The 12,685-nt window shown below is 52.2% G+C and carries 9 protein-coding genes; 2 read left to right on the top strand and 7 right to left on the bottom strand.

Annotated features, from left to right (window positions below):
- Positions 1 to 69: 69 nt before the first annotated feature.
- The 3 genes from rsiV to fabF form a co-directional block, all read right to left on the bottom strand.
- The gene (gene rsiV / locus ACETK5_RS22040) at positions 70 to 951 is read right to left on the bottom strand and encodes an anti-sigma-V factor RsiV (RefSeq protein WP_394057867.1); all 882 of its coding nucleotides are present in this window, start codon (positions 949 to 951) and stop codon (positions 70 to 72) included.
- Complete coding sequence (locus ACETK5_RS22045) at positions 951 to 1,463, bottom strand: RNA polymerase sigma factor (RefSeq protein WP_326111537.1); 513 nt, start codon at positions 1,461 to 1,463, stop codon at positions 951 to 953. The genes rsiV and ACETK5_RS22045 overlap by 1 nt, the downstream gene beginning before the upstream one ends.
- A 200-nt stretch (positions 1,464 to 1,663) precedes the next feature.
- Positions 1,664 to 2,905 carry a beta-ketoacyl-ACP synthase II gene (fabF, locus tag ACETK5_RS22050; protein WP_326111536.1) on the bottom strand — a complete coding sequence of 414 codons (1,242 nt, stop codon included), beginning with the start codon at positions 2,903 to 2,905 and terminating at the stop codon, positions 1,664 to 1,666.
- Between the two features lie 136 nt (positions 2,906 to 3,041).
- On the opposite strand from fabF, the gene ACETK5_RS22055 reads away from it, so the two are divergent.
- On the top strand, positions 3,042 to 3,881 hold the full coding sequence (locus tag ACETK5_RS22055; RefSeq protein ID WP_100539850.1) for a helix-turn-helix transcriptional regulator: 840 nt from the start codon (positions 3,042 to 3,044) through the stop codon (positions 3,879 to 3,881).
- 909 nt (positions 3,882 to 4,790) lie between these two features.
- On the opposite strand, the gene ACETK5_RS22060 is transcribed toward ACETK5_RS22055, so the two are convergent.
- From ACETK5_RS22060 to ACETK5_RS22075, 4 genes are all read right to left on the bottom strand, one after another.
- On the bottom strand, positions 4,791 to 7,751 hold the full coding sequence (locus ACETK5_RS22060) for a DEAD/DEAH box helicase (RefSeq protein ID WP_394057870.1): 2,961 nt from the start codon (positions 7,749 to 7,751) through the stop codon (positions 4,791 to 4,793).
- Positions 7,748 to 9,397 (bottom strand): SWIM zinc finger family protein, encoded by a 1,650-nt coding sequence (locus ACETK5_RS22065; protein WP_463510131.1) that lies wholly within the window; start codon positions 9,395 to 9,397, stop codon positions 7,748 to 7,750. The genes ACETK5_RS22060 and ACETK5_RS22065 overlap by 4 nt, the downstream gene beginning before the upstream one ends.
- Positions 9,398 to 9,556: 159 nt before the next feature.
- Complete coding sequence (vgb(C), locus tag ACETK5_RS22070) at positions 9,557 to 10,447, bottom strand: streptogramin B lyase Vgb(C) (RefSeq protein WP_326119615.1); 891 nt, start codon at positions 10,445 to 10,447, stop codon at positions 9,557 to 9,559.
- Positions 10,448 to 10,878: 431 nt separating this feature from the next.
- Entirely contained in the window at positions 10,879 to 11,031 is a 153-nt protein-coding gene (locus ACETK5_RS22075) for a hypothetical protein (RefSeq protein ID WP_394057873.1), read from the bottom strand.
- A gap of 310 nt (positions 11,032 to 11,341) precedes the next feature.
- On the opposite strand from ACETK5_RS22075, the gene ACETK5_RS22080 reads away from it, so the two are divergent.
- Positions 11,342 to 12,412 carry a copper amine oxidase N-terminal domain-containing protein gene (locus ACETK5_RS22080; protein WP_394057875.1) on the top strand — a complete coding sequence of 357 codons (1,071 nt, stop codon included), beginning with the start codon at positions 11,342 to 11,344 and terminating at the stop codon, positions 12,410 to 12,412.
- Positions 12,413 to 12,685 lie beyond the last annotated feature (273 nt).

The following is a 12,685-nucleotide window of genomic DNA, read 5'->3' on the forward strand; positions in this document are numbered from 1 at the left end:
GATTCTAAAGAAAATCTGGGGCAACGGGATCGGAAGGACGATCTGCATTCGTTGAGATGTACGGCTGATCTATCGAATGTATTCGCTGCTGACGAGCTGGTCTGCGATCACTTCCGTTGGGATCGTAAATTCCACGACGCCCATATAGCCGGGTGCAACATCGTATTCATTAAAGCTGATGACCAGTTTGCCGTCTTGGTTGATGTAGAAGTTTTGGTCCTTGGCGATCGTTTGGAACAGATCCTCCGGTACATCGGACTCCACGCCGGGCTGCTCCACCCAGTAGATGTTGTCCGGATTATTCTGCATCTGCTGGCGCATCTGCTCCTTGATATTGTCACTGATGACCTGGATATAACGATCATCCTTGAACAGACTTGGCAGTGTGATCACCATCTGGTTCTTCTTGTCGATCGTATCGTATTTTCTGGATTCGGCAGAGCTTCCAGCAGATTCGACAATATAGCGCGAAAGTGTCAGCAGCTGTTCATTGTCGGTGATCACTTCATAACCGCTATCGAGACTCAGATGCGCGCCGCCTTCTTTATTTAGCAGGGCGACTTCGTCTTTGAAGTTCTCATACAGTTTCTTGTTTTCTTCCAGGTATTTGTTGTTCAGGGTTTGCTCAAGCTCCGTATTTCCTAGGTTGGCAATGCCGGGTGTTTCGATATGCACTTCCGTGTTATCGTCTGTCTCGGCATATTCACGGATGGTGATCACTTTGATGATATGGCCCAGAACCGGCACATCGGACATGGCCTGGGCGAAGGCAGGGCTTGTATTCACTCCGGCGAACAGTAGGATGCATGCAGCCGCGCTACTAGCGAGCCAGGGCAGCGCTCTATTTTTTTTTCGTCTGGTTGCTATGGTCTTGTTGACAATGGAGCTTAGTTCGTCAGGAATAGGAATGCTCTCGTACTGCTCTTTCATCCTATTCAGCTTGTCATGCATTATCGTTGTGCCTCCTCTTGATCTTCCTCGCTTAGGTTCACCCGCAGTCTCTGTAGTCCTTGGTATAATCTCGTTTTCACCGTGCTGACATTTTCGTGGAGCACTTCGGCAATTTCGTCAATCTTCATATCTTCAAAAAACCGGAGTATGATGATGACCCGATACTTGTCGGGTAATTCCTCCAAAGATTGAGCCAGATCCAGATTCGGATAGTGATCATGGCTGCCGGGTAATATAACCTCCAGGTTCTCGTCGTCCATGACGTGGACTTTTTTCTGTTTTCTAATGAAATCCAGGGAGGTTGTTACAATAATTCGGAAAAACCAGCTTTTTAATGAACCCGTCTGCTTCAGCTTTTCCATGGATAAAAATGCTTTGTGGATCGCGTCCTGAACGATATCGAGGGCATCCTCTTTATTTCTAACGTAGCTGTATGCCAGCCGGTAGGCGCTGTTCTGATTTTCGGTTATACATTGGATAAGAAGCTTCTCAAGCTTCCGGCCGCCACTCATGTAAATATGACACTCCTTTGGGCCCGCGCGGGTAACCATCAATTGCAATTGACTTACGGAAGCAAGACGTGCGAGTCTTTCAAAAAGTTTGATTCTGCGAAAAAAAATTTAAAATTGTTTTTGTCTCATTATTCAGCCCATCCTTCCAGAATCGCAACAAGAAAAAGACCCCAGTTTTCACTGGGGTCCGGGGCTCAAGGTTACTCATGCTCATATTTCTGGATAACAATCGCCGAATTATGTCCGCCGAAGCCGAAGGAATTCGACATACCAATCCGGAGCTCGGCGTTTCTCGCCTGGTTGGGTACATAATCCAAATCGCATGCCGGATCGGCATTCTCCAGATTGATCGTCGGTGGAATGATGCCTTCCTGCAGGGATTTTACGAGCGCAATGGCCTCCACGCCGCCGGATGCGCCCAGCATATGTCCGGTCATCGACTTGTTAGCTGTTACCGGAATGCGATACGCCTCTTCCCCAAACACCTGCTTAATGGCCGCTGTCTCCGAACGGTCACCGATGACCGTGCTTGTGGCATGGGCGCTGATGACATCCACGTCAGCCGGGGAGAGGTTCGCCTCGGTCAGGGCCAGCTTCATTGCCCGTGCCGCGCCGTTGCCGTCTTCCGGCGTGGCGACCATATGATAGGCATCCGAGCTGGCACCATATCCGATGACTTCGCCTAGAATTTCGGCGCCTCTGCCCAAGGCATGGGAAAGGGACTCCAGAACGAGGATGCCGGCACCTTCCGCCATGACGAATCCATCCCGGTCCGTATCAAACGGCCGGCTGGCCCGGCCCGGTTCATCGTTGCGGGAGGAAAGGGCGGTTGCATTTGCGAAGCTGGCCAGCGAGATATCGGTCAACGCCGCTTCGGAGCCTCCCGCAATAATCACATCGGAGCGGCCCGCCTGGATGTTAAAGAAAGCCTCGCCGATCGCGGTATTGCCGATCGAACATGCGGTAACCGGCGCAAGCGTAGAGCCCAGGGCCTTGTATTTAATGCTGATGAGCGCTGCCGCCATATTGGGAATCATCATGGGAACCAGGGTAGGGCTCACCCGCTCGGGTCCTCGGGAAGACAGCGTGTCGCTCTGATTCATTAAGGTTTGAATACCACCGATGCCAGATCCAACGTATACCCCCATCCGCTCATGATCAATCTGATCAAGATTGAGTCCCGACTGACTTATGGCTTGATCGGCCGCAGCCAAGGCAAACTGGCAGAAGCGGTCCAACCGCCGGGCTTCCTTAACGCCAAACAGCGCGTTTGCGTCAAACTCCTTCACGGCACCTGCTATTTTTACTTTCTGTTTGGATGTATCTAAAGTTTCTATATGTGTAATTCCGGACTCTCCCCGTACCAGCCGGGACCAGAACGTCTCAACATCGTGGCCCAGCGGCGATATGACGCCCATACCGGTGATAACGACTCTTTCCATGGATCAACAGCCTCCTTTAAGACTTTATAACTTGTCAATCTTAAGGTTATAATGTCACGTGTAGTATCCTATTACAAGATACCGTTTATCCTAGTATAAATACTGCTATCCTTAATAACGGAAGGAGGCCCATAAGATGAATTCTCAGGTTAAATTGCAAGCTTTATCGGCTTTCCTGAAAGGACAGCGTGCCAAAATCTCGCCCGAGTCCGTCGGATTGCCGCCCGGGACTAGACGGAGAACGCCGGGTTTGCGCAGGGAGGAGGTCGCCCAGCTGGCGGGTGTCAGCACCACTTGGTACACCTGGCTCGAGCAGGGGCGCGACATCCAGGTGTCGTCGTCCGTGCTGGACTGCGTCGCCAATGCGCTTCAGCTGAACGCGGATGAGCGCAGATATCTGTATTCTCTGGCGCTGGAGAGCGGGGCGGAGCCTTATACGGTCAAACAAGAAGCGGTGCAGATCAGCCCGTCCCTGCAAAAAATCATCACCGAGCTGAAATATTGCCCCGTCATGATATCAGATCGGATGTGCAACATCGTGGGGTGGAACCGTGCGGCTGCGTACGTGTTCCTGGATTTTGACCGCATTCCACCCGAGGAGCGGAACATGATCCGGCTGCTCTTCACCCGCAGAGAGTTTCAACGGCTGGCGGTGAATTGGGAGCAGTTCGCCAGCGGCTTCTTGTCGATGTTCCGGTCCTATTACGGTCAATACGTCGAGGATGAGTGGTATGACCGTTTTCTGGAGGAGATGAAGAACGGGCACCCGGATTTCAACCGGATGTGGGAGCAGAGCCAGGTCAGTTATGCCCCGGAGGTACATCTGGAATTCCGGCATGCCAAGGCCGGGAAAATGGTTTATGAGCTCACGTCGCTGAAAGTGTACGGAAATGATGACCTGCGGTGCAGCATCTATACGCCCGCTCCCGATACGACCACGGAAGCGAAGCTGCGGCAGCTGATGGAGGAGAAGTAAGCGGAGGGAGTGGGGGGCTGGCCGGAAATACCGATCCGGCGCCAGCATTTACTGTTCTTGAAGTAGTCAACTACTCGCTGTTCCTATCGGACTCCAGTTCCGTTATATGATGAGATCACGCCATAATTTAAACCGCAGCGGACACAAGATCCGTTATTGGGCGCATATCCGGCATTTTTATGCTGTATTGGCGTAAATAACGGATCCTATGTCCGTTCAGTCGCTAAAAATGATGAATTTGTCTTAAATAGCGTATTCTGAGTCCGTTAATACAAAGAATCACTCTCCTCCTACCTAATTACCAGCAGGTTGCCAAACGTTCTGGTGCCGGCCATCTTGTGCGGATGAATCGGAGTTCTCCTTGTAAGTGAAGCACTTCAAGACTGCCGGATTACCTGCGTTATCGAGAGTACCTTAAGTTGCCGGATTACCTGGGTAAGCGAGAGTACCTTAAGTTGCCGCGAGACTACCTTAAGTTGACCGAATTACCTGCGTTATCGAGATTACCTCAAGTTGAGTGGATTACCTTCGTAAGCGAGAGGACCTCAAGTTGCGTTGATTACCTGCAATCGAGAGTACCTTAAGTTGCCCGGATTACCTGTGTAATCGAGAGTACCTCAAGTTGCACCGGATTACCCAAGACAAAGTACTTCAACTGGTTTGGATTTAGAAACCTTAGCCATATAAGCTTCATGCGCGTAGACAAAACGAAATTACTCTAAGTATTAAACTCCTCCAAATAACAAAAGCCCCGTGTCCGCACACGGGGCTTTCTGCTATTCAACGATATCGTCGTTGTAGAGCGACACCTTGCGGCCCTCCCAGAAGTTTCACAGGATTCCGCTGTGCTCCATCTCTTCGGGGGCGAATGTCCACGATCGACTATTCGTTTACTCCTGATAATGACAATTAAGCCCAATCGCGCCGCAGCGTGAACAGATCCTTCAGCTCATCGGTAGACAGCTCGGTAATCCAGCCTTCGCTGCTTGCGATAACCTGATCGCTTAGCTGCTGCTTGCTCTCCAGCATCTCATCGATCCGCTCCTCGAGCGTCCCCATGGAGATGAACTTGTACACCTGGACATCCTTGGTTTGTCCCATCCGATAAGCGCGGTCGGTAGCCTGATTCTCCACTGCGGGGTTCCACCAGCGGTCGAAGTGGAACACGTGATTCGCGGCGGTCAAATTCAGGCCGACGCCGCCGGCCTTGATCGAGAGGATCATGACGTTCGGCTGCTCTTCGGGCGGCAGCGTCTGGGATTGGAACTGCTCGATCATGCGGTCGCGCGTCCGCTTGGGCGTGCTGCCGTTCAAGTATAGCACCGGCTCCCCAAGCTCTTGATGCAGTACCTGCCGCATCATCTCGCCCATGCCGATATACTGGGTGAAGATCAGGCAGCGTTCGCCTTCATCCCGCAGTTCCTTCACCATGGACAGCAGCCGTTCCAGCTTGGCCGAACGGCTGACGACGGCTTCGGTGTCAAGCAAGCCGCCGCCTCCCGGCAATTCCGGGAGCGGCTCCTTTGTGAGCAGCGCCGGATGATCGCAGAGCTGCTTGAACTGCGTAAGAGCTGCTAGAATGGCGCCTTTGCGCTCGATGCCCTCAAGCTTTTGCATGCGTTCCAGCAGGCTGTTCACGGTCTGGTCGTAAAGCGCACCCTGCTCGGCTGTGAGATGGATATAGGTCTTCATCTCGTTTTTGTCCGGCAGATCGAGCTGGATCGCGGGATCCTTCTTCTTACGCCGGAGCATGAAGGGTTTGATCAGCCTTTGCAGATCGGCCGTACGCTGCTCGTTTTTATCTTTTTCGATGGCCTGAATGAACCGGAGATTGAACGCGCGCAGGCTGCCGAGATATCCGGGATTGATGAAGTCATAGATGGACCACAGCTCGGACAGCCGGTTCTCAATCGGTGTGCCGGTTAAGGCAACGCGATGCCTTGCCGGAAAACTTCGCACGGCGGCGGATTGCTTGGTGTCGGCATTCTTGATATTCTGGGCCTCGTCGATGCCGATCGTTTCCCACTTCATGTCTCTTAACATTTCTTGATCGAGCGTGGCGGTAGCATAAGATGTCAGGATAATATCGGCTTGGTAAGCCTCTTTATAGAAATCCTCGCTGCTGCTTCGTTTGCCGCCGTAGTGAAGCATGACCTGGAGCGACGGGGCAAACCGTTCAAGCTCCTTTTGCCAATTGCCCAGCACCGAGGTGGGGCAGATCAGCAGGGAAGGGAGGCGTCTCTCTTCCCGCTGCATCGTTGTCTCCTTCACGTGCAGCAGGTAGGCGATAAACTGCACGGTTTTGCCAAGACCCATGTCATCGGCAAGGCATGCACCGAGCCCGTAACGCCGCAAAAAGGCAAGCCAAGCAAAGCCGTCATGCTGATAAGTCCGCAGTTCCGCCTTCAACCCGGCGGGGACAGGGAGGTTCGGCCACTCGCTTTGTCGGCCGAGCTGGCCGATGAGCTTCACGAGGTGCTCGTTCAGCTCCACCTCAAGCTTGATCCGTTCCGGGTCCCGCGCTTCCTCCGCATCCTGCTGAGTCTGTTCGGACTCATCGTTGTTCCCAAGCAGGTGAAGGTGCAGAATATCTTGAAACGATAGACCTTCCTCACGGTCTACGCCCGCCATCATCTGGCGGATTTGGGCGACCAGGGCGGGGTCCAGCGGAATCCATTGGCCCCGGAACCGCACAAGCCGTTCGTTCCGGGCAACAAGCTCCGCGAATTCGGCCTCGGAAAGGGTAGCTTCGCCGATGGCGATACGCCAATCGAAATTCACCAGCGCGTCCAGACCGAATAGGGAACCGCCGCTGCTTCGCTCGGCGTTCTCGCCTTCGCCCGAGCGCACTTTCGCCCGCAGCTTGGGCTTCTTCTTGCTGGCGGCTTCCCACCAAGCGGGCAGCAGGACCAGCCAGCCTGACTGGAGCAGCCGCTGGCTGTCCGCGGTCAGGAACTGCCATGCCGCCTCGTCGGACAGAGGCGTACCGAGCACGTCTTCAGCGGGAGCGTGAAGCATACGTGAGGGCAGTGCTGCTTGCAAACCTTGGAGCCAGCCGGAGGATCGCTCCTTGATATGAGCCGTCCAAGTCTCCGGCCATGATCCGTATGCCTGCCCGTCTTCGGCTAGACGAACGGCTGCAAGCGATGCGGCGTCTTGCTTGTCCTGCAATACGAGCTGAAGACGCCACTCGGTTTCTTCTTCGTCCGGTTCCAGCAATTGCAGGAGGGGCCGGAACGGAGCGGTATCCGGTCGCCATCCGATAGCGATCAGCCAGGACTTGTCGTCCATGCCTTCGGCTGCCGTTCGGTTCGGCGAGAAGAGAAGGGGGTATTCCCTGCGCAGGTCAGCCGCGGCCTCTTCGCTGCCGTAACATTGATCTTCAACGGCGGCAGAGAACGCCGCCCGTAAGCTCTCATTCCATATCTCGTCTGCATCCAGCAGGGAGAGACGGGACAACTCTTCCGCTGTGAACGCCTCCGCATCCCAGATCCATTGCAGCCTTCCCGATTTGAAGGCGCTCAGGCTCGGCGCGTATTGCTTGTCCTGAATGCAAGCTGCCAGCGAAGGTGCAATTTCAATGAAGGGAAGGCAATCCTCGTCCCATATCCACTCAATATGTTCGAGCAGGCGTGCATCCGCAAAGAACGGTATGACCTGCTCGGAAGGCAGGATGACCACTTCCATATCCTGAACGGATTGCACGGTAAGCTCTGTTCCGTAGAAGGAAGCTTCGTGCCAGGCGAATAAGCGGTGCTTCAGGTATTGTCCGGACACGTAACCCCGCATGACGGTAGATCCGTATAGGACGGCATCTCCGTATTCGCTTAGTGCCATGTGAACCGTGATGGTTTCGGTGTGTCTGCTCATGATATCAGCTTTCCTCTCCGCAGCTCTTCCTGGAATGCGCGAAGCCGGCTGTTTCGTACGGACAACGAGATCATGAACAGATCCCAGCGCTCCTGCTGCTTGAGCTTTTTATATAGCTTGGCCAAGCGTTTGAGCAGCTTGACGGCTGCTTTATAGCCGGCTCGGTTCTTATGAAGGATGTACCGCTCGACGGCCTGATGGTAAAAAGGCAGCAGCAGCTCGGGCGCATTCTTCTCAATCGGAGCGAGCTCGCTGACCCGGAGTTCCAGCGGCTCCCTGCCTGTGCTTATTTGGTAGTCGATCCATTCCCGCCATCTGCCGTGTGTGATCAAGGCATTCTGATAGATGTCCTTCGAATAAGGAAGCATGTCGGCAAGACTGCTCCACATCCGTTCAGCCTCCTCGGGTAGGTGCGCTATGACGGCATCCCAGTAGAATTGATAGCTGCTGAGATGCTCGCTGCGGTGACTGCCAAGCAGCGGGCCGATCTCCGGGAGCCAGCGGGCTAAGCGTTCCCATTGTTGCCCCGAATGCAGCATGTCGAAGAAGCCCAGGACGGAAGCCGGGGGCAGACTGCTCACCTTGTCTGCTTCTCTGATCAGGCTCCAAGACGTTTCATCTTGTCCGAGGTAGAAGGACATTAAGCCCTGTGCCATATACCACGAGGCACGCGAGAGGGTGCTGCCGAATTCGGCTTCGGCTGCCTGCAGCTGCTCTAACTCCGCCTCGATTAAGCGGGTGCTTTTTTTCGCAAACGGATAGATCCAGTACATCCAGAGCTGCATATAGACCTGCGCGTAAAATTTACGGTTCCGCGGCTCGCCCAGCATGCTCCGCCGGACAAACGAGATCGTCTCGGTAAGTCGCTGCTTGAATGCCTCTCCATCTTCGCTGTCTTCCAGCCCTTCATGGAAGATGCGCTCGATTCTGGCCAGGATATGATCGGCTGCTACCTGCGTATGATAGCCAATGTAGGAGCCGGAGGAATTCCAGGCACTGGCGGGCTGCTTGACCAGCTTCTCGAGAATAAAGAGATGGGCATGAAGCTCGTATAATGACTCCATATCCGGTGGCATGGGCGGTTTGATGTGATGGAGGGAGGCCAGTGCATTTTTGGCGTAGAACGAATTCTGCGTATTCGCTCCCAGCGAAGCCGTGCAAACTTCGAACAGCTCATGCCATGCGGAGATGGGCAGCTCGGGCAAATGGTCCGCCTTGACTCTCCACTTCGATGCTCCGGCAGATGGCCGTTCCTGCGCTGGACTGAAGTCGGAATCGCTTCGGTCATAGGAAGAGGTGGGAGCATACGTAGTGGAATGCGCATTAACCAGGGCATGAATGGAACGACCCTGAAGCTGGGCATAGTCAAGCAGAACAGCCACCATATGCTTGCAGCCTTCGTTAACGGGGCAGCTGCACTCGCTGTCACTCAGGGAGTGAAGATGAAGCTTGACACGGTAGGTTTCCGTTCCATCTACGGCAGCCTCGATCATCCCGGGAGGATCTATCAGCTCGCTTGCGTGAACACGGCCTTGCTTGTAATACTGAAATCCCCGTTTAATGGTCAAATCGCTGAAAAAACCTGCGGTTTGTTGAATTAGTGTCTGCCATTGTATATCATCTAACGTTTGATTTGGGTTCATCATCGGACGGTCTCCTAAGAGAAATAATTCTAAGTATCCATTTAATCTATCACATTCCCATAGATGAAGAAACAAGCCGGGGCAGCTTCACGCTGGAAAAGCCCGGCAACAAGCTGCACGGGCTTTCTTTTAGGGGCGGAGCAATAGGTTGGCATCCTAAACCTAATATTGAATCGTAAACCGGCCGATCTGATCGCATTCCTCGGCGAACCAGACCTCGCCCCCGGAATCCACGGTAATACCGTGAGGTTCAGCGGAGGGGGTTGGGATCGGGTACTCGGTCATGTCCCCGGTACAGGTAATTCGTCCGATTCGATTGGCTCCCCATTCGGTAAACCAGAGATCTCCGGAAGTACCCGCCGTGATAGCGTGGGGCCTTGCGTTTTCAAACGGGATCTTATATTCGGTGAAGTTCCCGGACGTTGTGATTCGTCCGATTTGATTGCCGTTGATTTGAACAAACCATAGGGCGCCATCGGCACCTGTCGTGATGCCGACCGGGCCGGATTGCTCCGTTGGAATCCGGTACTCGGTAATCTCCCCGTCCACCGTAATCCGTCCGATGGAGTTGTTCTGGTTTTCCGTGAACCACAACGCGCCGTCCGGACCCGCTGTAATATAGGAAGGGTACGAGCCTTCGCGTGGTAAGGCATATTCCGTGATAACGCCTGCCGGCGTTATATTTCCGATTCGGTTGCCATTTAGCTCGGTGAACCATATGGCTCCATCCGGACCCTCCGTCAGGCCGTAAGGAGACGAGTTGGCTTCAGGCAGTTCAAATTCCGTAAATGTTCCTTCCATTGTCATTCTTCCGATTTTATTCGCTTTGTACTCCGTAAACCAGAGGTCACCGGTACGGGCAGATAGGATGGACATAACCCCGGCATCCGGAGTCGGCACTTCGAACGTGCGCATATCCCCATTCTTGGTGAGCCGTCCGATCCGGTTTCCTTTATGCTCCGTGAACCATATGGCCCCATCTTGTCCTGTCGTAATACCATAAGGTCCCGACTCCCGATTCGCTGTCTTGTACTCCTGTGTTATGATCTGCATGCAAATATGCCTCCTTGTATAGAAAGTTGTTAGGAATGCTTTAAGACGGATTCTTCATGGGTCTGAGCATATCCAAGTCTCCGCGTATAGTGGAAGCTGCTCTTGCGAGATAAGGATGACAGGTCTCTGAAGTTGATGCTTTCTTACTCTAAAAAAAAGCCTCCCACTCCGAGATTTCGGAATAGGAGGCTGAATACGGACAAAAGAAGATACCGGCTTCATTTGTAAAGAAGCTTCAAGCATCTACCCGTCACATATAAAAAAAGCCGCACGAATCCTATCCCGAAAAACCTCGTAACGAAGTGTTTTTCCAATGTTTGGGACAGGATTAGTGGATCATTGGCTTTTGGTTCACCCTTTCATTTCTGGTTGCCTAGACTTTACCACAGGAGATTCAGTGGTTTCAACCCTGAATTAACTGAAGTTTACCTTCACAACCGCCGGTTTCTTTTCTCATCGATGTAGAGCTCGACAGCTGTTATGGCGCGAATCAAAAGTTTAATGAGCAGATACAATGCATACAAACCAAGCAGCATAAAAAGTCCGTTTATGATTAAGATCAACATGGGCCATAAATGAAACATGGAACTACCTATATTCATATGGCTCGCCTCCCTTCAACATTTTCCTAGCAGGGTTCTCCTGGAACCGAAATGATAACCTCGAACTATTTATTCCATAATATAACAATCATATCTGATTCTAACATAACAGAAGGAGCGTGGTCATGATTTTTGACATTGAATGGGGTGAATAATTGGAGGCCTGGCAGGAAGGGGACGACAGAGGAAGTATGGATATCATTTATTGATATGAACGAACCAATCCCGGTCACGATGCGTTTTAGTTATATAAGCATTACCGAATATCACAAGCCAAGGAGATTTAGAGGACATGATCACCCGGAAATGGACAAGAATAGCAGTAAGCGGCGCCATAGCGGCCACGATGCTGATGAGTGCTTTCGTTCAGGATCAGGCTGAAGCTGCACCCAAGAAGGAAATGGAATTAAACATCAATCATTGGATTGTTACGACGGATGTCAATCCCGTCATCGTGAATCAGACAACGCTGGTTCCCTTGCGCATAATGAAGTACTACATGAAACCTATGCAGCTTCACTGGAACAACAAGAACAAGACGGTAACCATCAACACAGGTGCCGATCAAGTCACATTAGAGATGGGAAGCCTGAAGGCGAAGGGAAAAGGGAAGGCATATTCACTATCCATTCCCGCAGAGTTAAAGGATGGCCACGTTATGGTGCCGATCCGATTTTTAGCGGAGTTGTATGATGCAGAAGTAGGCTGGGATACGAAGGAGAGAATGGTTTACATCTATACGCCGGATGTGGACGTTTCAACGGCAGAGGAGAACCGGGATGTGAAGCTGTATCCGGTAAGCGCAACGAAATATGGCAGATATGAAGGAATGGTGATCGAGGTCGAAGGAAGGAAGCGGGTCTTTGAAGACTGGAACGGCGGAGACGGTACGCGGAAACCCGTCATTCAATATCAGGATGTTACAGGCGATGGCAAGCCTGACGTTGTGGTGTTCTATGTGGACGGGACCGGAACGGGGCTTTACATGGGGGAAATGCATGTAGTCGACGTCGAGACGCTGAGGGAAATTCCTATCGAATCATTGGAGCAGGCGGTACTGAGCCATGTGCAATCCAACATCGAGAAGTATGCGGATCACTTTGTTATCAAGCTTTTGATCGACGGGAAGGAGTATGTCGAAAGGATCGAGGATGATTCCAAGGATAAAAGCTACTTATATGATAAGGTTGGCTTCGGGGCCGTTGTCAGACACAAACTAGAGGAAGGTCGGCTTGTTACGCAAGCTGCGGGAAGCATCAGTCCGGCCGGCTTCGCCGGGGATCTGCAAATAACATACCGATTTGATGAAGAGTTGAATCAGTTTGTGGTGGATAGCATGGAGTATAGTAGTCTGGAAGAATAGGGGAAGTAACGGTTTAGTGATGTAAAACTTTAGATCTACATATAAACGCATATCTGATAAGATGTTATGATCATGGACTAGAAGCATAAAGCTTGATAGAAAGATGTGCTTCGTTAATCAAAAGGGTGCTGCTGCGCCCTTTTTGTGTTTCTTTTAATCCAACACCTCCGATTTATCCCCTCCATGATCTCCGAAAAGGAACCAGTAGGAATGGTACCTATAGAACATATGCAAGAAGATTCCACCCCTTTTCATAGGACTTTATTACCATTT

The sequence above is a fragment of the Paenibacillus ilasis genome, assembly GCF_043195395.1.
Lineage (GTDB): Bacteria > Bacillota > Bacilli > Paenibacillales > Paenibacillaceae > Paenibacillus_AQ > Paenibacillus_AQ lautus.

Bases quoted from the DNA above. Each gene is read 5' to 3' on its own strand.
- ACETK5_RS22080 (WP_394057875.1), top strand. From the start codon at position 11,342: ATGATCACCCGGAAATGGACAAGAATAGCAGTAAGCGGCGCCATAGCG.
- ACETK5_RS22065 (WP_463510131.1), bottom strand. From the start codon at position 9,397: ATGATGAACCCAAATCAAACGTTAGATGATATACAATGGCAGACACTA.
- ACETK5_RS22075 (WP_394057873.1), bottom strand. From the start codon at position 11,031: ATGTTTCATTTATGGCCCATGTTGATCTTAATCATAAACGGACTTTTT.
- ACETK5_RS22055 (WP_100539850.1), top strand. From the start codon at position 3,042: ATGAATTCTCAGGTTAAATTGCAAGCTTTATCGGCTTTCCTGAAAGGA.
- ACETK5_RS22045 (WP_326111537.1), bottom strand. From the start codon at position 1,463: ATGAGTGGCGGCCGGAAGCTTGAGAAGCTTCTTATCCAATGTATAACC.
- ACETK5_RS22060 (WP_394057870.1), bottom strand. From the start codon at position 7,751: ATGAGCAGACACACCGAAACCATCACGGTTCACATGGCACTAAGCGAA.
- fabF (WP_326111536.1), bottom strand. From the start codon at position 2,905: ATGGAAAGAGTCGTTATCACCGGTATGGGCGTCATATCGCCGCTGGGC.
- rsiV (WP_394057867.1), bottom strand. From the start codon at position 951: ATGCATGACAAGCTGAATAGGATGAAAGAGCAGTACGAGAGCATTCCT.